The organism is Massilia sp. CT11-137, from assembly GCF_047302885.1.
GTDB classification, from domain to species: domain Bacteria; phylum Pseudomonadota; class Gammaproteobacteria; order Burkholderiales; family Burkholderiaceae_D; genus Telluria; species Telluria orientalis.
Genome location: NZ_JBKYMP010000002.1, coordinates 1,164,012 through 1,189,273 on the forward strand (window position 1 = coordinate 1,164,012; position 25,262 = coordinate 1,189,273).

Annotated in this window: 25 protein-coding genes; 14 read left to right on the plus strand and 11 right to left on the minus strand. The window is 66.0% G+C overall.

Going from position 1 to position 25,262, the window contains the following annotated elements:
* Positions 1-45: 45 nt before the first annotated feature.
* The 9 genes from infB (at position 46) to ACEN98_RS21970 (ending at position 9,705) form a co-directional block, all read left to right on the plus strand.
* Complete coding sequence (infB, locus tag ACEN98_RS21930; RefSeq protein ID WP_413387066.1) at positions 46-2,934, plus strand: translation initiation factor IF-2; 2,889 nt, start codon at positions 46-48, stop codon at positions 2,932-2,934.
* 253 nt (positions 2,935-3,187) lie between these two features.
* Entirely contained in the window at positions 3,188-3,637 is a 450-nt protein-coding gene (gene rbfA, locus ACEN98_RS21935; RefSeq protein ID WP_259448932.1) for a 30S ribosome-binding factor RbfA, read from the plus strand.
* Positions 3,634-4,557: a tRNA pseudouridine(55) synthase TruB gene (truB, locus tag ACEN98_RS21940; RefSeq protein WP_413387067.1), complete on the plus strand. Its 924-nt coding sequence runs from the start codon at positions 3,634-3,636 to the stop codon at positions 4,555-4,557. The genes rbfA and truB overlap by 4 nt, the downstream gene beginning before the upstream one ends.
* Positions 4,558-4,596: 39 nt before the next feature.
* A complete protein-coding gene (locus tag ACEN98_RS21945; protein ID WP_413387068.1) occupies positions 4,597-4,782 on the plus strand; it encodes a hypothetical protein in 186 nt (61 codons plus the stop codon).
* A gap of 154 nt (positions 4,783-4,936) precedes the next feature.
* Positions 4,937-6,775, plus strand: a complete 1,839-nt coding sequence (gene typA / locus ACEN98_RS21950; protein WP_413387069.1) for a translational GTPase TypA — start codon at positions 4,937-4,939, stop codon at positions 6,773-6,775.
* A gap of 269 nt (positions 6,776-7,044) precedes the next feature.
* On the plus strand, positions 7,045-7,554 hold the full coding sequence (locus tag ACEN98_RS21955; protein ID WP_371763683.1) for a DUF6160 family protein: 510 nt from the start codon (positions 7,045-7,047) through the stop codon (positions 7,552-7,554).
* Positions 7,555-7,634: 80 nt separating this feature from the next.
* Positions 7,635-8,408: a hypothetical protein gene (locus tag ACEN98_RS21960; RefSeq protein ID WP_413387070.1), complete on the plus strand. Its 774-nt coding sequence runs from the start codon at positions 7,635-7,637 to the stop codon at positions 8,406-8,408.
* A complete protein-coding gene (locus tag ACEN98_RS21965; RefSeq protein WP_413387071.1) occupies positions 8,408-9,250 on the plus strand; it encodes a hypothetical protein in 843 nt (280 codons plus the stop codon). Before ACEN98_RS21960 ends, ACEN98_RS21965 begins: the two co-directional genes overlap by 1 nt.
* Complete coding sequence (locus ACEN98_RS21970; RefSeq protein WP_413387072.1) at positions 9,247-9,705, plus strand: hypothetical protein; 459 nt, start codon at positions 9,247-9,249, stop codon at positions 9,703-9,705. The genes ACEN98_RS21965 and ACEN98_RS21970 overlap by 4 nt, the downstream gene beginning before the upstream one ends.
* On the opposite strand, the gene ACEN98_RS21975 is transcribed toward ACEN98_RS21970, so the two are convergent.
* Positions 9,650-10,807 carry an AraC family transcriptional regulator gene (locus ACEN98_RS21975; protein WP_413387073.1) on the minus strand — a complete coding sequence of 386 codons (1,158 nt, stop codon included), beginning with the start codon at positions 10,805-10,807 and terminating at the stop codon, positions 9,650-9,652. The genes ACEN98_RS21970 and ACEN98_RS21975 overlap by 56 nt on opposite strands.
* Before the next feature lie 166 nt (positions 10,808-10,973).
* Positions 10,974-11,825 carry a helix-turn-helix domain-containing protein gene (locus ACEN98_RS21980; RefSeq protein WP_156403644.1) on the minus strand — a complete coding sequence of 284 codons (852 nt, stop codon included), beginning with the start codon at positions 11,823-11,825 and terminating at the stop codon, positions 10,974-10,976.
* A 208-nt stretch (positions 11,826-12,033) separates the two neighbouring features.
* On the opposite strand from ACEN98_RS21980, the gene ACEN98_RS21985 reads away from it, so the two are divergent.
* From ACEN98_RS21985 to ACEN98_RS22005, 5 genes are read left to right on the plus strand one after another with little or no spacing between them, the layout of a single operon-like run.
* Positions 12,034-12,795, plus strand: a complete 762-nt coding sequence (locus ACEN98_RS21985) for a C39 family peptidase (protein WP_413387074.1) — start codon at positions 12,034-12,036, stop codon at positions 12,793-12,795.
* A 20-nt stretch (positions 12,796-12,815) separates the two neighbouring features.
* Positions 12,816-13,826: a transporter gene (locus ACEN98_RS21990; RefSeq protein ID WP_413387076.1), complete on the plus strand. Its 1,011-nt coding sequence runs from the start codon at positions 12,816-12,818 to the stop codon at positions 13,824-13,826.
* Between the two features lie 10 nt (positions 13,827-13,836).
* The gene (locus tag ACEN98_RS21995) at positions 13,837-15,450 is read left to right on the plus strand and encodes an OmpP1/FadL family transporter (protein ID WP_413387077.1); all 1,614 of its coding nucleotides are present in this window, start codon (positions 13,837-13,839) and stop codon (positions 15,448-15,450) included.
* A gap of 12 nt (positions 15,451-15,462) precedes the next feature.
* The gene (locus ACEN98_RS22000) at positions 15,463-16,017 is read left to right on the plus strand and encodes a DUF2059 domain-containing protein (protein ID WP_413387079.1); all 555 of its coding nucleotides are present in this window, start codon (positions 15,463-15,465) and stop codon (positions 16,015-16,017) included.
* Positions 16,018-16,053: 36 nt separating this feature from the next.
* Positions 16,054-16,836: a hypothetical protein gene (locus ACEN98_RS22005; RefSeq protein WP_413387080.1), complete on the plus strand. Its 783-nt coding sequence runs from the start codon at positions 16,054-16,056 to the stop codon at positions 16,834-16,836.
* 113 nt (positions 16,837-16,949) lie between these two features.
* On the opposite strand, the gene ACEN98_RS22010 is transcribed toward ACEN98_RS22005, so the two are convergent.
* Genes ACEN98_RS22010 through ACEN98_RS22050 form a run of 9 tightly spaced genes read right to left on the minus strand, consistent with a single transcriptional unit; the run spans position 16,950 to position 25,259 of the window.
* Positions 16,950-17,990: a hypothetical protein gene (locus ACEN98_RS22010; protein ID WP_413387081.1), complete on the minus strand. Its 1,041-nt coding sequence runs from the start codon at positions 17,988-17,990 to the stop codon at positions 16,950-16,952.
* A gap of 5 nt (positions 17,991-17,995) precedes the next feature.
* Positions 17,996-18,907: a flagellar hook-associated protein FlgL gene (gene flgL / locus ACEN98_RS22015; RefSeq protein ID WP_413387082.1), complete on the minus strand. Its 912-nt coding sequence runs from the start codon at positions 18,905-18,907 to the stop codon at positions 17,996-17,998.
* Between the two features lie 11 nt (positions 18,908-18,918).
* The gene (gene flgK, locus ACEN98_RS22020) at positions 18,919-20,289 is read right to left on the minus strand and encodes a flagellar hook-associated protein FlgK (protein ID WP_413341016.1); all 1,371 of its coding nucleotides are present in this window, start codon (positions 20,287-20,289) and stop codon (positions 18,919-18,921) included.
* Positions 20,290-20,334: 45 nt separating this feature from the next.
* Complete coding sequence (locus ACEN98_RS22025; protein WP_413387083.1) at positions 20,335-20,676, minus strand: rod-binding protein; 342 nt, start codon at positions 20,674-20,676, stop codon at positions 20,335-20,337.
* On the minus strand, positions 20,676-21,833 hold the full coding sequence (locus tag ACEN98_RS22030) for a flagellar basal body P-ring protein FlgI (protein ID WP_413387084.1): 1,158 nt from the start codon (positions 21,831-21,833) through the stop codon (positions 20,676-20,678). The genes ACEN98_RS22025 and ACEN98_RS22030 overlap by 1 nt, the downstream gene beginning before the upstream one ends.
* Positions 21,834-21,840: 7 nt before the next feature.
* On the minus strand, positions 21,841-22,509 hold the full coding sequence (gene flgH, locus ACEN98_RS22035; protein ID WP_413387085.1) for a flagellar basal body L-ring protein FlgH: 669 nt from the start codon (positions 22,507-22,509) through the stop codon (positions 21,841-21,843).
* A 2-nt stretch (positions 22,510-22,511) separates the two neighbouring features.
* A complete protein-coding gene (gene flgG / locus ACEN98_RS22040; RefSeq protein ID WP_200948751.1) occupies positions 22,512-23,297 on the minus strand; it encodes a flagellar basal-body rod protein FlgG in 786 nt (261 codons plus the stop codon).
* Positions 23,298-23,336: 39 nt separating this feature from the next.
* A complete protein-coding gene (locus ACEN98_RS22045; protein ID WP_413341023.1) occupies positions 23,337-24,062 on the minus strand; it encodes a flagellar basal body rod protein FlgF in 726 nt (241 codons plus the stop codon).
* Between the two features lie 12 nt (positions 24,063-24,074).
* Positions 24,075-25,259, minus strand: a complete 1,185-nt coding sequence (locus tag ACEN98_RS22050; protein WP_413387086.1) for a flagellar hook protein FlgE — start codon at positions 25,257-25,259, stop codon at positions 24,075-24,077.
* Between the last annotated feature and the right edge of the window lie 3 nt (positions 25,260-25,262).

Below are 25,262 nucleotides of genomic sequence, written 5' to 3' on the forward strand. Positions count from 1 at the left end.
AGCAAATTTCTTTATCATCTCGCGACACATAGAAAAGAGGACTGAATGGCGAGTAACAACGTAGCCCAATTTGCCACCGAACTGAAGATGCCTGCAGATTTGCTGCTGACGCAGCTGCGTTCTGCCGGCGTCGAGAAAAGTTCGACGTCAGATCCCTTGTCCAAGGATGATAAGGATAAGCTGCTGAACCATCTGCGCCGTACCCACGGTGCCGCCGAATCCGGCGAAAAGAAGAAGATCACGGTGACCCGCAAGGAAACCTCCGAGATCAAGCAGGCTGACGCCAGTGGCAAGTCGCGCACGATCCAGGTCGAAGTGCGCAAGAAACGCACTTTCGTGCAACGTGACGATCTCGTCACGCCGAAGGCGGCTGCCCAGCAGTCGCCGGTCGTCGACGCCGCCGAGCAGGCGCGTCGCGATGAAGAAGCGCGCCGTCAGGCAGAGCTGATCGCGCGCCAGGAAGCGGAACTGCGCGAGAAGCAGGAACGCCTGGCCAAGCTCGAATCCGAAAAGGCCGAGCAGGCCAAGGCGGCCGAAGAGCAGGCCAAGCGCGACGCGGAAGAGCGCGCAAAGCGCGAAGCCGCGGAAGCCGAGGCAGCCCGTGCCAACGAGGCGCAGAAAGCATCCCAGGCGTCGGCAGGTGCTGCCAACGCCGCCGAGGAAGCGAAGCGCGCCGCCGCCGAGGAAGCCAAGAAAGCGGCTGCCGAGGAAGCCAAGCGCAAGGCCGAAGAGGCTGCGAAGGAAGCCGCCGAACGCGCTGCCGCCACCGAGCGTGCACGCAAGGCCGTGGCCGACGAAGTCGCCCAGATCAAGGCGATGATGGCCCAGCCGCGCCGCGTGATCAAGGCGCCGGAAGTGGTGCCGGCTGCGAAACCGAAGGCGGCCGAACCGAGCACCCTGCACAAGCCGGCGACGGTTGCGAAACCGGCCGAAGCCAAGCCGGCCGACGGTGCGGGCGGCCGTGCCAAGCCGGGCGACAAGAAATCGATCAAGTCGGCCAACGTGGCCTCGACCTGGTCGGACGACAAGAAGCGCGGCGGTCCGAGCGGCGGTACGAAGGGTCGCGGCAACGCGGCGCCGACCGGCCGTGACGGCTGGCGTGCAGGCGGCGGCCGTGGCGGCCGTCGTGGCGGCCACGACGATCGCGAATCGAACTTCCAGGCCCCGACCGAAGCCATCGTCAAGGATGTCTACGTGCCGGAGACCATCACCGTCGCCGAACTCGCGCACAAGATGGCCGTCAAGGCATCGGAAGTCATCAAGCAGCTGATGAAGCTGGGCCAGATGTGCACCATCAACCAGGTGCTGGACCAGGAAACCGCGATGATCGTGGTGGAAGAGATGGGCCACAAGGCCTTCGCCGCCGCCGAGGACGATCCGGAAGCGCTGCTGGCCGACCACGGCGAGCATGCCGATTTCGAGTTGAAGCCGCGTGCGCCGGTCGTGACCGTCATGGGTCACGTCGACCACGGCAAGACCTCGCTGCTGGACTACATCCGCCGCGCCAAGGTGGCGGCGGGCGAAGCCGGCGGCATTACCCAGCACATCGGTGCTTACCACGTGGACACGCCGCGCGGCATGGTCACCTTCCTGGATACCCCGGGCCACGAGGCATTCACCGCCATGCGTGCCCGTGGTGCCAAGGCGACCGACATCGTCATCCTCGTGGTGGCGGCCGACGACGGCGTGATGCCGCAGACCAAGGAAGCAATCGCTCACGCGAAAGCGGCCGGCGTTCCCCTGGTCGTGGCGATCAACAAGATCGACAAGCAGGGCGCGAATCCGGACCGCGTGACCCAGGAACTGGTGGCTGAAGGCGTCGTGCCGGAAGAATACGGTGGCGAGTCGCCGTTCGTCCAGGTGTCGGCGAAGACCGGCCAGGGCATCGACGACCTGCTGGAAAACGTGCTGCTGCAGGCCGAAGTGCTGGAACTGAAGGCGCCGGTGGAATCGCTGGCCCGTGGCCTGGTGGTCGAAGCCCGCCTGGACAAGGGCCGCGGCCCGGTCGCCACCATCCTGGTGCAGTCGGGTACGCTGAAGCGCGGCGACGTCGTGCTGGCGGGATCGTCCTTCGGCCGCGTCCGTGCGATGCTGGACGAAAATGGCAAGTCGGTGACCGAAGCCGGTCCGTCCTTCCCGGTCGAGATCCAGGGCCTGACCGAAGTCCCGAGCGCGGGCGAGGAAGTCATGGTCATGGCCGATGAACGCAAGGCGCGCGAAATCGCACTGTTCCGTCAAGGTAAATTCCGCGACGTGAAACTGGCCAAGCAGCAGGCAGCGAAGCTGGAGAACATTCTCGACCAGATGGGCGAAGGCGAAGTCAAGAACCTGCCGCTCATCGTCAAGACCGACGTCCAGGGTTCGCAGGAAGCGCTGGTCGGCTCGCTGCAGAAGCTGTCGACGTCGGAAGTGCGTGTGCAGATCGTGCACGCGGCCGTCGGCGGCATCACCGAGTCGGACGTCAACCTGGCAACCGCGTCGAAGGCAGTCATCATCGGCTTCAACGCCCGTGCCGATGCGCAGGCGCGCAAGCTGGCGGAAACGAACGGCGTCGATATCCGTTACTACAGCATCATTTACGATGCGATCGACGAGATCAAGACGGCACTGTCGGGCATGCTGGCACCGGAGAAGCGCGAGCACGTCACCGGCCAGGTGGAAATCCGCCAGGTCATCCTCGTGTCGAAAGTCGGCGCGATCGCGGGTTGCCTGGTCACGGACGGCGTCGTCAAGCGTACCTCGTCGGTCCGCCTGCTGCGCAACAACATCGTCGTGTGGACGGGCGAGATCGACTCGCTCAAGCGCTTCAAGGACGACGTCAAGGAAGTGCGTGCCGGTCTGGAGTGCGGTCTGTCGCTGAAGAACTACAACGATATCCAGGTGGGCGATACCCTGGAAGTCTTCGAAGTTCAGGAAGTGGCGCGTACGCTGTAATCACGGCCTTTGCCGATCGGAGTACCATTTGGGGCCAGGAGCTCGCGCCTTGCGGCGCGGGGCGACTGGCCCCAAATCATTTTTCGTCGTTCCCGCGCACGCGGGAATCCATGCTGAGCATATCGGGTTGCGCTGATGGCTCGATCGATACAGTGATCGAAGTCGATTGTTTTTCGATTTCTGAACGTCAGTATGGGTTCCCGCTTTCGCGGGAATGACGGGTGATAACAAGAATACACGGCAGTAAACGAACATGGCAAAACATAGCAAAAGCATTCCCCAGCGCGGTTTGCGCGTGGCCGACCAGATCCAGAAGGACCTGTCGGAACTGATCGCCTTCGAACTGAAGGATCCGCGCGTCGGCATGGTCACCATCAGCGAGGTCAAGCTGACCCCGGACTACGCGCACGCGAAGATCTATTTCACGCTGCTCAAGGACAGCCCGGAAGAGATCAAGCAGACGCTGGAAGGCCTGACCAAGGCGTCGGGCTACCTGCGCAACCTGCTCGGCAAGCGCCTGCACATCCACACGCTGCCGCAGCTGCACTTCGTGCACGACACGTCGACGAGCCGCGGCCTCGCGCTGTCGGCGCTGATCGACCAGGCGAACGCGACAAGAGCAAAAGACGACGTGGCCGACACCGGCCACATCGAAACCGATCGAGGGGTTACCGGCAACGACGTTGCCGAGGATTCCGAGTGAACGCACGTCCCCCGAAAAAGCCCCGCGACCTCGTCGACGGGGTGCTCCTCATCGACAAGCCGGTCGGCCTGTCGTCCAACGATGCGCTGATCAAGGCAAAGCGCGTCGTCAACGCGAAGAAAGCCGGCCACACCGGCACGCTGGACCCGTTCGCCACCGGCCTGCTGCCGCTGTGCTTCGGCGAGGCGACCAAGTTCTCGCAAGACCTGCTGGAAGCGGACAAGACGTATGACGCCGTCGTCCACCTGGGCATCACGACGGCCACGGGCGATACCGAAGGCGAGGCCGTCGAGACGCGTCCCGTGGACGTCACGGTCGAGCAGATCGAAGCGGCGCTGGCGAAGTTCCGCGGCCCCATCCTGCAGATCCCGCCGATGTATTCGGCCCTGAAGCGCGACGGCAAGGCGTTGTACGAGTACGCGCGCGAAGGGATCACGCTGGAACGCGAAGCGCGTCCCGTCACGATCCACAAGCTCGAGATGCTGGCGTACGACGCCCCGATGCTGACGATCCGCGTCACGTGCAGCAAGGGCACGTACGTGCGCGTGCTGGGCGAGGACATCGGTGCCGAACTCGGCTGCGGCGCGCACCTGAACGCGCTGCGCCGGATCCAGGTCGGCGCGCTGACGGTCGACGGCATGGTCACCCTGGAACAGTTGCAGGCGCACGACAATCCGTTGTCGCTGCTGGCACCCGTCGATGCGCTGCTGTCGAGCTTTCCGCGCGTCGAGCTCACCCCCGAACTGGCCGCGCGCTTCCTCAACGGCCAGCGCCTCGCGCTGAACCGCGAGCCGGTGACGCTGCCGGAGACGACCGGCAGGGTGCGCGTCTACCACGACGATAAACTGCTGGGCACGGCGATCCTGCAGGACTATGGCGTGCTGGCGCCGGAACGGCTGATCGCGCGGCCGCAAGGTTAACCGTTTGCTCTGGCGTCAACATTGCGCCAGAATCAAGTGATGCAAGCGACCGACTCCATTCGCACCGAAGCGCAACTGGCCGGCCGGGCCACCGGCGCCATGTTCTTTTTCGTGTTCGGCGCGCTGTATCCGCGGCTGGCGAGCGGCGGCCCGGCGGCGCCGGTGGGTTTCCTCGGTGCCGGACTCATCCTGTGGCTCAGCGCCGCCTGGGCACTGCGCGCCTGACGTCATCGTCATTCAATATTTCGGCGTTATTCTGGCGCTGCGGGCCGTTGCGGCGCAGCAGAGGCCTGTAAGCATGCTATACTAGTGGGTTCCGGAAGTCGAAAGTCTCGAGCTCTTCCGCCCATCACGCAACATTTCACTGTTGAAAACGCATATGTCAGACACCAAACGCGCGATTCGTAATATCGCAATCATCGCCCACGTTGACCACGGCAAGACCACCCTGGTGGACCAGCTGCTGCGCCAATCCGGCACTTTCCGTGAAAACCAGGCGGTCGACACCCGCGTGATGGACTCGAACGACCTCGAGAAAGAACGCGGCATTACGATTCTGTCGAAGAACTGCGCGGTCGAGTATGAAGGCACGCATATCAACATCGTCGACACCCCGGGCCACGCCGACTTCGGCGGCGAGGTCGAGCGCGTGCTGTCGATGGTCGACTCGGTGCTGCTGCTGGTGGACGCCCAGGAAGGCCCGATGCCGCAGACCCGCTTCGTGACCCGCAAGGCGCTGGCGCTGGGCCTGAAGCCGATCGTCGTCGTCAACAAGATCGACCGTCCGGGCGCGCGCGCCGACTGGGCGATCAACCAGACGTTCGAACTGTTCGACAAGCTGGGCGCCAACGACGAGCAGCTGGACTTCCCGATCGTCTACGCGTCGGGCCTGAACGGCTACGCCGGCATGGACGAAAGCGTGCGCGGCGGCGACATGAAGCCGCTGTTCGACGCCATCCTGAAATACGTGCCGGTGCGTGACGACAATCCGGACGGTCCGCTGCAGATGCAGATCACGTCGCTCGACTACTCGTCGTACGTCGGCAAGATCGGTATCGGCCGCGTCAACCGCGGTCGCGTCAAGCCGGGCATGGACGTGCTGGTCGTGAACGGCCAGGACGACAAGAATCCGATCAAGGGCCGCATCAACCAGGTGCTGAACTTCAAGGGCCTGGAGCGCGTGCTGGTCGATGAAGCCGTCGCCGGCGACATCGTGCTGATCAACGGTATCGAAGACATCGGCATCGGCTCGACCGTATGCGCACCGGACGTGCCGGAAGCGCTGCCGATGCTGACCGTCGACGAACCGACGCTGACGATGAACTTCATGGTCAACAATTCGCCGCTGGCCGGCCGCGAAGGCAAGTTCGTCACCAGCCGCCAGCTGCGCGACCGCCTGGAACGCGAACTGAAGTCGAACGTGGCGCTGCGCGTGCTGCCGACCCCGGACGACACCGTGTTCGAAGTGTCGGGCCGTGGCGAGCTGCACCTGACCATTCTGCTGGAAAACATGCGTCGCGAAGGCTTCGAGCTGGCCGTGTCGCGTCCGCGCGTCGTCTTCAAGGAGATCGACGGCGTCAAGTGCGAGCCGTACGAAAACCTGACCGTCGACGTCGAAGAAGTCAACCAGGGCGGCGTGATGGAAGAACTGGGCCGCCGCCGTGGCGACCTGCAGAACATGGAATCGGACGGCAAAGGCCGCGTCCGTCTGGAATACCGCATCCCGGCCCGTGGCCTGATCGGCTTCCAGGGCGACTTCATGACCCTGACCCGCGGCACCGGCCTGATGAGCCACGTGTTCGACGCGTACTCCCCGGTCGACAACGGCAAGGGCGAACTGGCCGGCCGCCGCAACGGCGTGCTGATCTCGCAGGATGACGGCCAGGCCGTCGCCTACGCACTGTGGAAGCTGCAGGACCGCGGCCGCATGTTCGTCGAGCACAACACCCCGGTGTACGAAGGCATGATCATCGGCATCCACTCGCGCGACAACGACCTGGTCGTCAACCCGATCAAGGGCAAGCAGCTGACCAACGTGCGCGCGTCGGGTACCGACGAAGCCGTCCGCCTGGTGCCGCCGATCCAGATGTCGCTGGAATACGCCGTCGAGTTCATCGAGGACGACGAACTGGTCGAGATCACGCCGAAGAGCATCCGCCTGCGCAAGCGCCACCTGAAAGAGCACGAGCGCAAGAAGGCCAGCCGCGAAGCCGCATAAGCTTCACCGGTTCCAACGAAAAACCCGCTGTTCGCAGCGGGTTTTTTTATGGCTCGGGAATCCATCGATTTGGCTTCCCGGGCAAGGACAAAACGATGTGGTTATTGCATTGGAAGGAATAACATTATTTCCACTTAATTGACTTCCAATTAAGGCAAAAGCGGTCCCGACGCAGCCGTCCCGATTGGCCACAAGCCGCAGAGGAACCGATGCGGACGCGCGGGGAAGCCCGAAGAGATTCCGTCGATCACAATAACACTGGAGATACCATGAAACTGCTGAAACAACTGACCGTCGTTGCCGCCCTGTCCTCGATCGCTTCGTACGCATCGGCCCTGACCCCGATCGCCGATGCCGAACTGTCCAAGGTCTCGGGCCGTGACGGTGTGTCGATCGCCGCTGACCTGCATGTGAACATCGGTTCGTTCGTCTACACGGATACCGATACCGCGGGCGGCTCGGTGAGCTTCAACAACATCAAGATCGCCGGTGCCATCGCTGCAACCATCGACATCATCGACAACGCCACGTTCCAGGCCGACGCCAGCGCGGCGTCGGGCGCATCGAGCGTCCTGGGCGTGACCGGCGGTGCCGGCCTGGCCGCCTTCATGCCGGCGGGCGACGTCGTCAAGATCGCCATCCCGCTGATCGATACCAACAAGAACCTGAGCATGTCGGTCGACTCGATCAAGATGGGCAACTCGACCGCTTCCTACGGTTCGTTCGCCGCCAACGACATCAAGCTGCAAGGCACCACCGTCTACATCTGGGCGCACTAAGCGGCTCGGGTTGGGTGATGGACGGCCCGCGGGCTTGCCCCGGGCCGTTTTTTTGACCATTGTTTTTCCCTGGTTAGGCCATGCGCACCTTGCTCACTGCGTCCCTCGTGGCACTCTCGCTGTCGCCCTGCGCGGCATCGGCCCAGATGCGCCCGATGTCCGACACCGAACTGTCCACAGTCAGCGGCCAGGGCCTGTTCACGGTCAGTAATTCCAGCTACAGCGGTTTCGATTTCACGCGCGTCGGCCTCGACGCCGACGTCACGCTGAACGCCAACTTCGCCAACATGCGCCTGGGCGAGTACACGTACGCGCCGCGCAACGGGGCCGGCGCCGACCTCGACATCGGCGCGCTGCAGTTCGGCCGCACCGACGCGTCCGCGGCACAGCGGCTCGTGCAGATCACGAACCCCTATTTCGAATTCGTCTACAAGAACACCGCCACGGGCAGCGGCAGCCAGCGCGAGATCGTCGGCATGCGTCTCGGCTTCGACGGCATCTCCGGCGACATCGGTATGAAGATCGCCACGCTGTCCGGTTCCATGCGCATCGATGCGGGCGCCGCCGGCGTCATCGACAGCATGAACGACGCCGGCGGCGGCAAGCGCTGGGACGGCACGTGCACGGGCTGCACGCCGCTCGCCAACGTGGGTGGCGTCACGGCCGGCGATGCGAACGGCCCGAGCCGCGATTTCTGGATCGCGATCCTCAAGCAACCCGTGACATTCCAGGCCGCCGCCGGCATGCCCGCGCCGACCGAGGCGCAGGCCGGCATCTGGCTGAACTGGCGCGACCGGCTGACCGCGCTGAACCTTACCGGCACCGTGCCGGCCAATAACGCGGCGGGGCATTGATGCGCGCCGTCGCCGCTGCCATCCTGTTGTCCGCGCCGGTGCTGGCCGCGGCGCTCGAACCGCTGCCGGACAGCGCACTCGCCAAGGTGGCGGGGCGCGACGGCATGAGTTTCAACCTGTCGAATTTCGCCATGTCGGGCAACGCCGAGCTGCGCTACTACGCGCCCGGCGGCGGCAGCGTCGGCATCGGCAACCTGGCCGCATCGCGTTCCGACAACACGGACGCGCCGTTCGCCGATCCGTACCGCCTCGACATCCTCGCGGGCGGCCAGGGCCGCGCCGACATCATCAACATCGCCTTTCCCGAGAACGCGGCCGGCCGCGAAGTCTGGCAGGTCGCCTACGACTTCGGCGTGAACGCCAGCGGCTTCGACGTCAGGAACGGCAGCGTGATCCTCAAGGATCTCGTGGTCTACGGCGGCGGCCTGCAGTGGTCGACGCCGGCCGTGGGCGACGGCCTCGCGTTCGGCCTCGCCACACGCATCGAGCTCGGGAGCCTGACGCTGGCGCCGAACGGACGCGAGGCGACGGGCGAGGCGATGGTGCTGTCCAACGTGAAGATCGGCGCGGCGACGGCGGACGGTTCCGCGCCCACGTCGCCGTGGCGCATCGCCGACGTGACGGGCCAGGCCGGCATCTTCAATGCGCGCACGGACGCGGCGGGTAATTCGAGCCTGCACATCGGCGTCAACTGGCCCGATGCGGGCCAGGCGGCACCGAGCGGCACGCTGCAGATCGGGAACATCGGCTTCCGCAGCGACGCGGGGGCGAACATGGACCTGGGCAGCTCGCGCATCGGATCCATCCAGTTGCAGTACCTCGACGTCAAGTTCCGCCAGTGAGCACGCGCCTTCTCGCCCTCCTGTTGCTCCTTGCGGCGCCGTGTGCGCTGGCGGGGCCGCAGCCGCTGGCCGACGAAGAACTCGCGCAGGTGCGCGGCGCCGACGGCGTCAGCTTCGCCGTGCGCCTGCAACTGAACCGTCCCGGCGACGGCAGTGTGGGCGACAGCCGCCTGACCATCGGCCAGACGGTCGATGGCCGCACGACGTACACGGTATTGAAGAACATCGGGGGCGTGATCCAGATGGTGGGCCTGAACATCAGTCCGCAGACGGCCGCGGACGGCACGAACTACCTGGCGCTGACTCTGCCGGCGTGGACGAAGTTCACGGACACCGGCTTCGATTCGCTCAGCGTGCAGGCCGACCCGCGCGGCCCCGTCACGCAGAGCCTGGGGCAGGTCACCCTGAACGGCGAATTGCAGATGCAGGGCCAGTTGCGCCTGTGGTCCCATTGACGGCCGCCTGTCCGTGGGCGTTCAGCCGGTCCTGCTGGAATTCGCCGGGCGCCTTGCCGAACCAGCGCAGGCAGGCGCGGTGGAAGGCGCTGGGGTCGGCGAAACCCAGCTTGTAGCTGAGGTTCTTGACGCTGATGCGGTCGCTGCCCAGGTATTGCTGCGCGATCGTGCGGCGCACTTCGTCGACGAGCGTGGAAAAGTCGGTGCCTTCGTCCGCAAGACGGCGCTGCAGGGTGCGCTCGCTGATCGCGAGGCGCCGCGCGACGGCATCGCGCAATGCGCCGCCCTGGTCGATCATCGCCGGCAGGAGTTCGCGCACGCGCGCGGCCACGCTCGTGCGCTCGGCCTGCGCGAGGCGTTCGTCGAGCAGGCGGAACAGGCCTTCCGCCGCGAGCGGGTTCGCGGTCGGAATCGGCGCCGTGATGTCGGCATTGGCGAATTCGACCGCGTTGGCGGGCGCGCCGAAACGCACGGGGCACCCATACTTTCGCACGTACGGCGCCGTGTCGGGCGGGGGCGGATACGCGTATTCGACGAGCGCCGGCTTCAGGTCGGGCTTGCTGCCGACGAAGCGCAACGTCGCCAGTAGCAGGTTCCAGGTGAAGTCGTAGCGCGCCTGCGGCACGGCGCGCGCGCCGCCGACGAGGTTCAGGCCCACGCGCACGCGGTCCGCCTTCGGCTCGATGGTGGCGCGCACGACGGGCGACACGAGCGGCATGTAGCGCGTCAGGCTGTCCGCGGCCTGGCGCAGGGTGGGGGAGGCGAGCATCAGATGGCCCAGCACGCCGAGCCAGCTGAGCGGGTCGGGGGCGAACACGCGAAAGCCGATCAGGGGATCGCCGCTGGCGGCCGCGAGGCTCTCCCACAGGATGCTGAACTGGTCGGACAACGCGAGCAGGTCGGCCGCGCGCTGTCCCTGCGCGCCGTGCTCGAACCATTCGAGGCCGGCCCTGGCGAACAGGGCGTCGACGTCGATGCCCTCGGCGCCGAGGCAGGTCTTGATGCGCTGTACCACGTCCGTGGCGGACAGGTACTTCACGCTGGCGACCGCGTACGTGCGGACGCGTCCTGCGCTGGTCTCATGCTTGGTCTCCTGACTCATTTATCGAGTGGCCGCGGGTTCTTGTGCCCGGGTGTGTTTTTTATTATGTGTGCATGCGAAATCGCAACGCTTCGGAAAATGATCCCGTGTTTATCAAAAAACGATCATTTTAGGCAGGCAAGATTTTCAATTTGACGCGGCGCAAACGCGGCGTTGCCTGCCGGAATCAGGAGCGCGCCTGCTGGCGTGCCCGAGCGGGCGTGATGCCGTACGCGGCCGCGAAACAGGCCGTCATGTGACTCTGGCTGTTGAACCCGCATTGCGCCGCAACACGGGCGATCGAGAAGCTGGTCCGGGTCAGTAATTCATGCACCCGTTCGAGGCGTAAACGCAACACATAGCGGTGCGGCGTCATCCCCATCGCTTCCTGGAAGATGCGGCGGAAGTGCGATTCCGACACCCCCGCGCGCTCGGCCAGTTCGGCATTGGACAGCTCGCTCGACAGGTTCTGGCCGATCCATTCCAGCACGCCCTGCAGGCGGCCCAGCTGGAGGGCGTCCGGCGGCAGGTGGCGGCCCGTCTTGCCCTCCAGCACGCGGCACGCCTGCTCGATCATCAGGGAACAGGCCCGCTCCACGAAGCCCGTGTTCGGCGTGCTGGTGCGGGAAACTTCCGCCAGCAGCTGCTGCGCGGCCGCATGCACGAGCGGGTCGGAGAACATGGGCGACTTGGCGCGCGCCGCGAGCAGGCGCTGCAGGTGGCGCACCATCTCGTGCTCCGGATCGAGGAAGTGGAACATCGCCATGTCGATCGCGCCGAAGAACGACCAGCGGCTCGCGAAGCCGGGCTGGAACACGGTCGCGGCACCCGCCAGGAAATCGAACGAACGGCCCGGACTGCGCCCGGCCGTGGCGCGCGCGCCACCGAGGTGGCAGGCCAGCACCATCGAATCGAGCGGCGGCACTTCGCAGCCGCCCAGCTGGAAGATGTAGCGCTCCGCGCGCAGCGGCACGCCGCCGATCTCCACGCTGGTGACCGGCTCGCCCAATGCATTGCTGATCCTGTCCCAAGTGTGCACGCTGCCTCAATGAATGAGCGGTTTTTTATAAAAACGATAGCGTTTTATAACATCCGTCAGCCGTGGCTGCATCCAAAATATAGAAAAAGTGCAATAAACGTGGCCAAAACACCACGTTGGGATGCATGAAAAATCCGCCATCCGGGCGCCATGAATGCGCACGGAGCCGGGCCACAAGGGGCCGCATGAAGCGCCCCAGGGAGACATCATGTACACATTCCTGCTGGGGATCCTCGCGGTCCTCGTGGGCGGCGGCGGCGTGCTGGCCAGGCACGACGTGCAGGACCGTCCGCTCGACCATTTCGACCTGCCGACGACCATGTCCGTGGCCGCCGCCGGCATTCCGAACGTGTCGATGGAGCCGTTCTCCGAGCTCAAGTACAAGAACATCGTCCACCAGGCCTACGACTACAGCTGCGGCTCCGCAGCGCTCGTCACGATCCTCAAGTACCACCTGGGCATCGACGTCACCGAGCAGCAGTCGATGGAAGGGATGATGGCCTTCGGCGAGAAGGACAAGATCATCGAGCGGCGCGGCTTTTCCCTGCTCGACATGAAGCGCTATCTCGCCTCGATCGACGTGCAGAGCGCGGGGTTCCACGCCGAGATGGCGGACCTGCTCGCGCTCGACGCGCCGGGCATCGTGCCGATCGACTACGCCGGCTTCAAGCATTTCGTCGTGCTGCGCGGCGTGCGTGGCGGCCTCGTGTTCCTGGCCGACCCCTCGGCCGGCAACATCACGTTCTCGGTCGGGGAATTCGCCACGCTGTGGGACCGCAACACGCTGTTCATCGCCTACCCGCCGAAGAACCGTCCGCCCGCATTGAAGCTCGCGCTGGCCGACGACGAACTGGGCGTGGTCGACATGGACCGCATCCGCGACCGCGGCCTGCAGCGCCCCATCGACACGCAGGTGGCGAACGAGCGCCTGCTGAACGGTTTCGGCGGCATCTCGATCCGCAAACACTAGACCCACCACGAAGGACCACCATGAAGATTTCCACTATGTCGGCGTGCGCGCCGGCGCTGGCCTGCACCCTCCTGCTCGCCCAGATGCCGGCGCGGGCCCAGGACCCGGCGACCCCGGAAGCCGTGCGCGACGCGCTGGCGAAGAAGGAGGGCGATGCCGACAACACGACGCTGCTGAAGGAAACGCTGACCGCGGTGGACAAGCAGTACTCGCTGATCCGCAAGGGCAAGGTGCAGCTGAACTACGAGCTGGGCTACACCTACATCGGCCAGGAAAAGATCAACACCGACCTGTCGTCCGGCACGGCCACGCTGTTCTCGATCGAGAACACGAACTCGCACACGATCACCAACACGATCATGGCGGACTATGGCGTGCGCAACAACCTGACCGCCAACGTCACGCTGCCCCTGATCAGCCGCTACTCCGATTCCGGCGGCTTCTCGGGCGTCTCGCACACGATCGGCGACGTGGGCCTGGGCGTGCGCTGGCAGCCGCAGGAGGTCAAGCGCGACGAGGTCGCGTACACGTTCACGGGCAACGTGCGCCTCGCGACGGGCACCAGTCCGTACAAGGTCGACGTGCAGAAGGGCGTGGCCACCGGCTCTGGCGTCAACACCTTCAACATCGGCGCCAACATGACGCGCATCGTCGATCCGGTCGCGCTGTTCGGCTCCTTCAACATGGGCTACAGCCTCGCCGCGAAACACCTGAGCCAGCAAATGTACGGCGCTACGCTGCGCGAAGTGAAGCCGGGCGCCAGCTTCGGCTTCGGCCTCGGCTTCGCGTACGCGCTGTCGTACAAGATCACGACGTCGTTCTCGTTCCAGGAATCGATCCAGGCCCGCTCCACGCTCACGTTCGACAACGGCAACAAGGCACAGACGCAGACGCAGAGCGCGGGCATCCTGGCGATCGGCGCGGGCTATCGCATGTCGCCCAAGACCACCGTCAACGTGACGGTCGGCGCCGGCCTCACGGCGGCCGCGCCGAACCTGTCGCTCACCATGAGCCTGCCGTTGTCGCTGTGAGGCCGTGCCCATGAACGCCGCGCCGTCACCGATCGTTCTGCTCGCCGCGGCCGGCCTGGCCGCGGCGCTGGCGCCGGTCGCCCATGCCGGCGTCACCGACAACCTCGTCACGAGCCCCACCGCGATGGCGATGGGGAATGCGGTGACGGCCGACCCGCCCGGGATCGAATCGATCCACTTCAACCCGGCCGGTCTCGCGCGCCTGGAAGGCACGCACCACATCGATTCGGTGTTCGTGGCGACGATCCGCAACCCGAACCGGTTCGTGTCCGCGCCCGACCTCGACATCGGCGGCTTCAAGGACGATCCGATCAACGGCAAGTCGAGCGGCCCGGTGCGCCAGGCCCTCTACATCCCGTTCTACGGCGTCCCCAAGGCGCGCCTGCCGGGCGTGCTGGTGCCGAGCATGGGCATGTCGTACAACGCGCCCGGTTCGCGCTGGACGTTCGGCACGAACGTCTACCTGGCGGCGGCGATGAGTATCGACCGCACCAAGGACCCGGACGATCCCGCGCGCTTCGACGGCCGCCTCGTCCAGCTGCAGCGTCTCGTGTACCTGTCGCCGGCGGCCGCGTACAAGGTGTCGGACACGCTGAAGATCGGCATCTCGGTGCCGATCGCGTATTCCGCGTTCGCCATCAACACCGACTTCCGCGCGCCCAACAAGCTGCTCGGCACCGTCGGTCAACTGCAGAAGGCCGTCTGCCCGGACGGCAACGGCACCGTGATCGACACGCTGACGTTCGGCCTGTGCGGCGGCGGTCCGGAAGGGATGGTCAATCCGTTCAAGCGCGCCGCGAACATCGACTTCGATCTGCGTGCGTCGTTCGACCCGACGGTCAACATCGGCGTGCTGTGGGAACCGAAAAAATGGTTCGCGCTGGGCCTCGTGTACCAGGGCGGCGCGCGTACGACCTACACCGGTTCGTACACGTTCCACAGCGACCCGATGCTGCGCAGCTTCGTGCGCGGTCTGAATTCGAGCCTGCTCGGGCCGATCGTCGGCGCCGTCACCGGCATGCCGCAGGACATACCCGAATACCAGTCGGGGAACATGACGGCGCAGATCCCGTTCCCGTGGCGCGTGCAGGCCGGCATGAAGCTGATGCTGACGGATTACGTGCAGGTGAACGCGGACGTCAGCTACGCCGACTGGTCCCAGTGGAACGAGCTGACGTTCCAGTTCGACCGCAGCGTCAAGCTGCTCGAGATGGCGCGCCTGTTCGGCTATGCGAATTCGAGCCAGGCCACGTTCAAGATGGGTTTCAGGAGCGTCGTCAACTACAGCTTCGGCACGCAGCTGAACCTGACGAAGAAGCTCGCGCTGCGCTTCGGCTACGAGCCGCGCAAGAGCTCCATCCCGGGCAACCAGATGAGTCTTCTCGCGCCGCTGCCGGACACGAAACTCAGGAGCGTCGGCCTGCGCTACCGTTTCGACGACGGCGGGGAACTCAACCTGACGGGCAGCTACATGAAGGGGACGTACGACATCCCCGCGCGCAGCGACTGCAATCTGAATTGCGACAATTTCTTCAACCTGATCTACAACCCTTACGCGGCCACCAACGTGTCCGGCAGCCTGATCGTGAAATACGCGGGCGCCTCGTACACGCGGCCGTTCTGACTGGAGACGACGATGTTGCGAACGATGTGGATGACGATGGCGCTCGGTGCGGGCGTGGGCCTGGCCGCGGGCGCGCACGCGGAGGGCATCACCGGCGTGCCGCCCGCCAAGCAGGCGCTCGTGCAGCGCGTGCTGGACAAGATGGGGCTGGAATCCGTCGGCCTGCAGATGCTGCAGGCGCCGGTGGCCGACATGCTGCGGCAGTCGCGCGTGGTCGTGCAGAGCCGCGTCCCGGCCGACAAGCAGGACGCGACGATGAAGGACATCACGGCGGAGGCGACGAAGTTCGTCGAGCAGGAATCCCCGGGCCTGCGCACGAGCACGCGCGCGATCGTGCAGTCCAGCGTGGCGCCGCTGCTCGCGCAGAAGTTCAGCGAGGACGAGCTGAAACAGCTGGCGGGCATCCTCGAATCGCCCGTGCTGGCGAAGTTCGAGAGCGTCGTGCCGGAGATGAAGAAGGCCGTCGGCGAAAACGTGGCCAAGGCCAACGCGGCGCAGATCCAGCCGAAGATGACGGCGCTGCAGAACCGCGTGGGCCTGAAGCTGCGCGCGGCCGTCGGGCAGTGATGACCACACCATGAGGAGGCGGGGATGAGCGACTGGATGACACGCAGTACCAACAGGTCCCGGCTGGGCCAGATCCTGATCGAGAAGAAGCTGATCTCGCAGGACCAGCTGGACGCGGCGATCCGCGCGCAGGAACAGAGCGGACGCCGGCTGGGCGAGATCCTGGCCGACATGAAGCTGATCACGCAGGCGCAGGTGCGCGGCGCCGTGCGGCGCCAGCGCAGCCTGCGCATGGCGGCGGCGCTGGCGACCGCCTTGCTCGGGCCTTTGCACGCCTACGCGGCGGTGGCGGCGGCGCCGGCGGCGGCTGTCTCCACGCGCCAGGGCGGCGAAAGCGGGCGCGAATTCGGCCGCGGCATGCGTGCGCTGTCGGATGAGGAACTGGGGGAGGTGACGGCCCAGGGCCGCAAGGAGGATCAACTGGGCGATGCGCTGCGCGACCAGGCGCGCCAGGCGGAACTGCGCCTGATCGCCATGGCGGCGCAGGGTGGCCCGCATGGGGTGCGGACCGCCGTGCAGCACGCGCTGCCGAACGACGGCGTGCGCGTGCTGGGCGAACTGGCGACGGTGTTCAATCCGCTCGCGCTGCTGCTGTCGGCCGACACGACGGTGCGCGACGTCAGCTACGACCCGGCCAATTCGCACGCGACCGTGAACAAGGACGGCTCCATCACCTTGCGCCTGCCCAGCACGATCGGCGAGATCAGCTTCCGCAACATTCGCGTGGGCAGCCATCCGGGGCCGACGTTCGGCAGCATCGAGATCCACGACATCGATTTGCGGGGGACGACGATCAGCGTGAAGCCGCTGGGTCGTTGACCCATAAACGTCGTCCCCGCGGAGGCGGGGACCCAAGTTCCAGGCGTATCGAAACGCTTGCAAGATTGGGCCCCCGGCAAGGCGGACGGCTAGTCCGGGGGCGACGGTGGTTTTTAACGCAGGCCGAGCAGCGCGAGGACGCGATCCCGGCTGACGCCGACGAGCGCCGACGTCAGGGCGATCAGCGACTCGTAGTCGGTGCTGGCGGCGACCTTACCGAAGTCGTCGATCGCGATGGTCATGTCGGGCGGCGGCGTCGCGGCGTCCGACACCTGGGCGCTGGCAGCCTGCAGGGCAGCGCTGGCGGCGGCCTGCGAACGGTGCACGCGTTCCAGAGCCTGCACGACTTCGCGCAGGCTCTGGCGCAGCGCGTCGGCATTGCCGGTCTCCGCGCCCACGTTCCACAGCTGGGGTGCCAGGTTCGCCGGCAGTTCTTCGGTGGTCACGCGGCCGCGGCCGCTCACGGCGATGCTGTCCTTGACGGACGACCAGTTCGATTCCGGCGTCGAGAACACGAGTTCCCCGTTCTCGTCCAGGCTCGCATGCACGCCCATCGGGGCGAGGGCGCGGTCGAGGGCGCGGGCGACTTCCTGGTTCGACTGGTCCGGCTCGATGTTGACGCCCATCTGCGGGCCGCCGGCGCTGCCGACCGAGAACGAGATGGTCAGCGGCGCGTTCTGCTTGATGCTGGCGATGTCGAGGCCGCGGATACGGAAGCGCTGCGTGGCCGGCTTCGTCGAATAATTCAGGTTGTTGTCGACGCTGCCGCCGCCGGTCTTCTTGCGCTCGGCCAGCGTTTGTGCAAGCTGGCGCGCGTGGACTTCGAGCTGCAGGCGCGAACCGTTGCGGGTGCCGGCCAGCTTGGCCGTCAGCTCGCCCTTCAGCGCCTCGAGCTGGTTCGACACGCGTTCCAGATAGTCGAGCGCCTGCTGGGCGCCCGCGACCTGGTCCTGCAGGCCGCTGGCGATCTTCGCCGCGCTGCCGTTGGCGCGCAGCGGTGCCGCGGACGCGGCGGAGGCCGCCGTCGTGGCGGCCGCCGTGTCGTCGACGGACCCGCTCGAGCGGGTCGGAACGAGCCGGGAGGAGGCATTCGCCCGGGTGCCGAGTGTGCCGCCGGTTCCGCCGGCGGTCGTGGGTCGTAATGTGGTATCCATCGCCGTCAGAGCACCGCGAACAGGGACAGCGTGCCGATCTTGCTGTAGGCCTTGTAGCTGGCCTGGAGCGCCGTCTGGTAGCCGTTCAGCTCGATGGCCGCGGTACCGACGTCGAGCTGGCCGATGTCGAGGATCGCCGTCTGGTTCGACAGGCTGACGTTCTCGTGGTTGGCGTCGATCGTCTTGAGGACGTTCTGCTGGCCGCCGATGACGGCGACCTTGCCGGTAACGAGATTCAGCGCATCGTCGAAGCCGTCCAGGTTGGCCTTCAGGATGCTGCGCACGGCGGGGTCGTTGGCATTGACCGTGCTGCTCGACATCGTGCTGATCGTCTGGTCGAGCTGGTTCAGCAGTTTTTCCAGCCCGTTGACGTTCTGGTTCGCCACCTGGGTGATGCCATTGCCCACCACCACCAGCTGGTCATTCGTGTTACCCGTATAGCTGTAGCGCGAACCGAGCGGGGCGGCGGCATTGTACGTGATCGGGGCCGTGCCGGTCTCGGTGCCGGAAAATACATAGCGGCCTTCCTGGTCGACCGTGTTGGCCGAGTACATCAGACTGTCGCGCAACGAGGTCAGCGGGCTGGTCATGGCGTTCAAGTCCTGCGGGGTGTTCGAACCGTTCAGTGCCCAGACGAGCAGGTCGCGGCCCGGGCCCATGTCGTTGACCATGTTCTGCAGGTAGCCTTCGTTCTTCGTGAGCCGTTCGTTGATCGCGGCGATGTTGTTGCGGTACTGCTTGATGCCGGCTTCTTCGCGCTTGAGGCGCGACAGGCGCACGCTGTCGACCGGATCGTCCGACGGCAGCTGGATGCGGTTGCCGTTGGCCATCTGCTGCGTCACGTAGGTGATGCTCTCCTGGTTCAGCTCGAGCGACTGGGTCATCATCGCCTGATATTGACTGGTGGCGATACGCATGCTTTTCTCCTTTAGCCCATCATCTGCAAGGTGGCGTCGAACAGCGCGTTCGCGACGGACATCACCTTCATGTTGGCCTGGTACATGTTCTGGTATTCGACGAGATGCACGGCTTCCTCGTCCTGGTTGACGCCGCTCGTCGACTGCCAGTCCGCGACGGCCTGGTCGCGCATCGTCTGCGCGGTCTTGAGGGCCCCCTTGTTCTGCTGGCTGTCGACGGCGAGGCGGCCGACGAGCTGGGTGTCGGCGTCGCTGATGAGCACCGTGCCGATCTTCGCCATCGTGATCGTCTGGCTCTTGATGGCGACCAGTTGTTGCAGGTTGCCGGTGTCGCCCGGCTTGCCGTCGCTGGAAAATGCGAGGTCCGACGTCTGGTAGCCGTCCGCCACCTGCAGCATGTTCGACGTGCTGCCCGGGTTGTACACGAACAGCGGCTTGCCGGCCGACCCGTCCATCGCATACCCGGCCTTGAGCTGGGTGTTGACCTTGTCGGCGATCTGCTGCGCCATCTCGGCCACGCCCTGCTGCAGCGGCAGCAGCGTGTCCTGTTCATAGACCGACAGGCCGCCCAGTTGGCCGCCGGCCCTCGTCGTGTCGAGGTCGAACGTCGTGCCGGCGAACGTCAGGGTGAAGGTCTGCGCGGCGCCGCCGCTGACCGACAGCTTGGCGGGGACGCCGCCCAATACCAGCGACTGGCCGGTCTTGAGCGACACGTTGCGGGTGCCGTCCGGCTGGTCGCTGACTTCCAGGCCCATCTGGCTCGCCAGGCTGTCGATGGCCTGGTCGCGCGCGTCGATCAGGGCCGACGGATTGCTGCCAGTGGCGTTCGCGTTCGCGATCTGGGCGTTCAGCGACGCGATCGACGCGATCGTCGAGTTGGCCGAGTCGACCAGCGCGCTGCGCTGCTGGCGCACCGATTGCAACTGGGCGTTGTAGACGTTGTTCATGCTGTTGAAGCGCTGGGCCAGCAGGCCGGCGGCGGTCACCACCTGCTGGCGCAGCGGGGTCGACGTCGGGTCGACGCCGGCCACCGAGTTCAAGGCCGCGAAGAAGCCGTCGACGCCGCTCGACAGGCTGGCGGTGTCGTCGCCCATCACTTTTTCCAGCTGGGTCAGGTAGGGCTGGGTCTGCGAATGCGCGCCCAGGTCCGACGCGCTGCGCCACATCTGCTGCGTCTTGTAGCTGTCGGAGAACCGCATCAGCTCGGTCACGCGCACGCCGTTGCCGGCCTGGCTCGAACCGGCCGCCGGCGCGACCGCGCTCAGCAGGGCCGACTGGCGGGTGTATCCCTTGGTCTGCAGGTTGGCGATGTTCTGGCTGCTGGCGGACAGGGCCAGTTGCGAAGCGACTGCTCCGGACAGGGCGTTGTTCAGGATGCTCATGGTGCGAAGCCTTCTTGTGCGTGGTCAGTAATGACAGGCGACCGTTCAGCTCGTTTTATTAAGCGGCGCGGGCAAGATCTGCCGCAAAATCGCATCGGCGACGCCGAAGGCACGCTGTTGCGCCATGTTACCGGCCAACATGTTATCCACCATGTCGGTCATGTCCTGGTTGACTTTGTCCTTCGTCGGGCTGTCGTCCGGCGCGATGGCGCGCGTGCTCTCGCGCATCTGGTGCAGCATGTGCGAAATGAAGAAGCTCTCGAATTCGACGGCGGCCTTGGTCGCTTTGGCAACGTAGGCCTTGTCCAGCGCGGCGGGCGCCACCTTCTCTTCGCCCGCGGCCTGGTCCGGCTGTTCCGGACCGATTGCGTTGACGTTGTTCAGCATCAGATCACCACCAGTTCGCCTTCGATCGCGCCGGCCTGGTCGAGGGCCTGCAGGATCGCCATGATGTCGTCGGGAGAAGCGCCGAGGCTGTTGACCGTGTCGATGATGGTCTGCAGGCGGGCGCCGGCCGGCCAGTGGAACATCTGGCCCGAGCCCTGGTCGACCGATACCTTCGATTGCGGCGTGACCTGCGTCTGGCCTTTCGAGAACGGTCCCGGCTGGCTGACGGCCGAGCTTTCCGAGATCACGACCTTGAGCGAGCCGTGGGTCACGGCGGCCGATTTCACGCGCAGGCCGTCGGAAATCACGACGGTGCCCGTGCGCGAGTTGAACACGACGCGCGGCACTTCCTCGCCGGCTTCCACCGCCATGTTTTCCAGCTTGGCGACGAAGGCGACGCGTTCGGTCGGATTCGTCGGCGCCACGACCTCGACGCTGGTGCCGTCGGCGGTGGTCGCGACCTGGCCGAAGCGGCGGTTGATCGCGTTCACGACATTGGTCGCGGTGTCGAAGTTCGGGTGCCGCAGGCGCAGCAGCACGGCCGGGCGGGTGGCGAAATCGGTCGCGATTTCGCGCTCGATTATCGCGCCGTTCGGGATGCGGCCGCTGGTCGGCGTGTTGACCGTCACCGACGAGCCGCTCTTGCCGGCCGCCGACAGGCCGCCGACGACGAGGTTGCCCTGGGCCAGCGCATAGACGTCGTTGTCGGCCGCGCGCAGCTGGGTCAGCAGCAGGGTACCGCCGCGCAGGCTTTTCGCGTCGCCCAGCGACGAGACGGTCACGTCGATCTGCTGGCCGCGGCGGTAGCCGGGCGGGAACACGGCCGAGACCATGACGGCGGCCACGTTCTTGTTCTTCGCTTCCTCGCCTTCCGGCAGCTTGACGCCGAACTGCTTGAGCATGTTGACGACCGACTGGCTCGAGTACTTCACCTGGGTGGAGTCGCCGCTGCCGTTCAGGCCGACGACGAGGCCGTAGCCGACGAGCGGGTTTTCGCGCACGCCTTCCACGCTGGCGAGGTTGCGCAGCGGCTGGGTGCGCGCGAGGATGGCCAAGTCGGGACTGACGGACGCGGTCTTCACGGCGGGGGCGGCCAGGGCCGGCAGCGCCAGCACCGCGGCCAGGACCAGGGAAGCGAAACGTAAGATGCGGGTCATGACGTCCTCAGAAGGGCATGAACGGACCGGTGAAGAACCGGGTCAGCCAGCCGGGGGTATTGGCTTCGGCCAGCGTGCCCTGGCCGGAATAAGCGATGCGGGCATTGGCCACGCGCAGCGACGACACCTGGTTCTCGTTGTCGATGTCGGCGGCGCGCAGGTAACCCTTGATGCGGACGTATTCCTCGCCCTGGTTCAGCTGCAGGCGCTTTTCGCCGGCCACGCGCAGCAGGCCGTTCGGCAGCACTTCCTGCACGAGCACGGTGATCGCGCCGGTCAGCGCGTTCTGCTGGGTGCTGGTGGCGTCGCCGTTGAAGCTGCGGTCGCCGGCGATCTCGAGGCCGGTGCGGCCGAAGGTCTTGCCGAGCGCGCTGATCGGCGTCACGGAGGCGGAGGAACCCTTGCTGAAGCTGGTCCCGGCCTTCTTGCTGGCCTGGGTCGTTTCCTGCAGCAGGACGGTGACGACGTCGCCCACGCGGAACGCGCGCGCGTCCGAGGTCAGCGAGACGGTATCGGCGCTGAACACGCCGCCCCCGACGCCGGCGCGCGCCGCCTGCGCTTTCGGCAGGGCGAGGGCGTCGTCCACGGGGGCGGGGGTGTTCAGGGGGACGCGCGAGGCGCATCCGGTCAGCACGAGGCTGGCCGCCATCCCGGCGGCGAGGGCGAAGCGTTTCATGGTCAGCGGGACGCCTGGGACAGGTATTGCAGCATGTTGTCGGCGGCCGACAACACCTTGGTGTTCATTTCGTAGGTGCGCTGGGCGGCGATCATGTCGACCATCTCTTCGACGACCTGCACGTTCGACCCTTCCAGTGCGCCCTGCTTGATCTTGCCGAAGGCGCCGTCGCCGGCGCGGCCTTCGTTGGGCGTGCCGCTGGCGGTCGTTTCCTGGAACAGGTTGTCGCCCAGGGCCAGCAGGCCGGCCGGGTTGACGAACGTGGTCAGCGTGAGCTGGCCCAGTTCGGTCGGGGCGATGTTGCCCGGGACGGTCGCGCTGACCATGCCGTTTTCGCCGATCGTGATCGCGGTCGCGTTGTTCGGCACGGTGATCTGCGGCACCAGGGGCAGGCCCTGCGCGTTGACCAGCACGCCGTTCGAATCGACCTGCAGCTGGCCGGCGCGGGTGAATGCCGGCTGGCCGTCCGGGCGGCGCACCTGCAGGAAACCGTTGCCGTTGATCGCCACGTCGAGCGGCTGGCTCGTCGTCTGGATGCTGCCGTTGGTGAACACCTTCTGCGTGCCGACGATGTTCACGCCGTTGCCGAGCTGGACGCCGTTACTGACCGTGTTGTCGGCCGTCTGGGCGCCCGGCTGCTTGTCGACCTGGTAGAACAGGTCTTCGAACACGACGCGGTCGCGCTTGAAGCCGACCGTGTTCACGTTGGCCAGGTTGTTGGCGATGGCTTGCAGTTTCGCATCCTGCGCCTGCACGCCGGTCTTGCTGATCCACATTGCTGGATTCATGGTTTCTCTCTCTCTCTGGATTCGGTTGGGGACGCGCGATCAGCCGGCGATCAGCTTGTTGCCGACCTCGTTCATGCCGTCGCTGGCCTTGAACAGGCGCATCTGCACTTCGAAGCTGCGGTTCAGGCTCATGGTGGCGACCATTTCTTCGACGGCCGAGACATTGCTGCCTTCGAGCGCGCCCGGGCGGACCTTGACGTCCGGATCGGCCGGCAGCTGGGCGCCGTCGCGCGTCACGATCAGGCCCGCCTCGTTCTTCGTCAATTCGGCGCCGGTGGCGTTCACGAGGCGCAGCTTGTCGACGACCTGCATCTGCGTGGCGCCTTCGGTCAGCACGGAGATCGTGCCGTCCTTGCCGATTTCGACCGCGGTGTGCGGCGGCAGCACGATGGGGCCGCCTTCGCCCATCAGCGCATGGCCGTGGACCGACAGCGCGCCGTCGGGACCGATGTCGATCTCGCCGGAGCGGGTATAGGCTTCGTTGTCGCCATACTGCACGGCGAGATAGCCCTGGCCGCCGATCGCGACGTCGAGCGGACGGCCCGTTTCGCGCACCGAGCCGGCACGGGTCGAGACCATGTCGGCCTGCATCGACGACATATGGCGGTCGTCGTAGCCGAAACCGCCCAGCTGCTGGTTGGTCGCCACTTCCATGCTGGCCCGGAAGCCCGCGGTGTCCAGGTTCGCCAGGTTGTTGGCGTGGACCTGTTGGGCGCGCATCAGGCGCTCGGCGCCGGAAACGGCGGTGAAGATCAGTTTATCCATGGGGCGTCAGTCTTACAGGGCCTGCATGAGGGCCTGCATCATCTGGTTCTCGGTGGTCAGGACCTTCGAGTTCGCCTGGTAGTTGCGCTGCGACGTCATCAGGCCGACCAGTTCCGACGTGATGTCGACGTTCGAGCCTTCCAGCGCGCCGGTCGACAGCTTGCCGGCCAGGCCCACGCCCGGGGAGCTGTACAGGGCGGCGCCCGAGTCGGCGTTGGCGACCCAGCTGGTATCGCTGATGGAGGAGAGTGCGCCTTCGTTGGCGAAGGTGGCGAGGGCGATGGTGCCGACCACCTGCGACTGGTCGTTGCTGTACTTGGCCACGAGCGACCCGTCCGGTGCGAGTTCCACGCCCACGAACGTACCCGACGCATAGCCGTTGCTGCGGTTGGTGGTCGTGGTGGCTTCGCCGGCGAAACGGGTCGTGCCCGTGTAGTCGATGGTGACGTTGCCGGCCGCAGCGCCGCCCGCCGCCGTGATGGCGACCGAGTTGCCGGTCGTGGTCTTCAGCGCGCCGGTGGCGTCGAACGTCAGCACGGCGGGCGTCGTGCCCGGCGTCGCGCCGTCCAGCGAATAGAATGCGTTGACGGTGTTGGCGTCCTTCTTGACGAAGTATTGCGACAGGGTGTGCTGCGTGCCCAGCGAGTCGTACACGATCGACTGCTTGACCATGTTGTACGAGGTGTTCTTGGCCGGGTCGAACGGGGTGACGGTCGGCACGGTCCAGTCGGCCGACAGGTTGCCGGTGTAGGCGATGCCGGTCGTCGCGACGGCCGGGATCTGGCCGGTCGGAATTTGCACGTCGCCCATCACACCCAGCGTGCCGTTCTTGGACGGACCGTAGCCCTGCACCTTGTTGCCGTTGCTGTCGATCAGCATGCCGGTCGAGTCGGTCGAGAAGATGCCCACGCGCGAATACTGCGTCGTGCCCTGGGCGTTGACGCTGACGAAGAAGCCGCGGCCGTCGATGGCGGCGTCGAGGCCGCGGCCGGTGGTCTGGGTGCTGCCGTTCGTGCTGATGTTCTGCGTGACCGAACCGATTTCCACGCCGTTGGGGCGGCTGCCGGCCATGACGGACGAGAAGTTGGCGCGGCTGCCCTTGAAGCCGTAGGTGGCCGCGTTGGCGATGTTGTTCGAAACGGTGTTCAGTTGCTCGTTGATGGCCTGGATGCCGGACAGTGCGATGTCGAAGCTCATGTC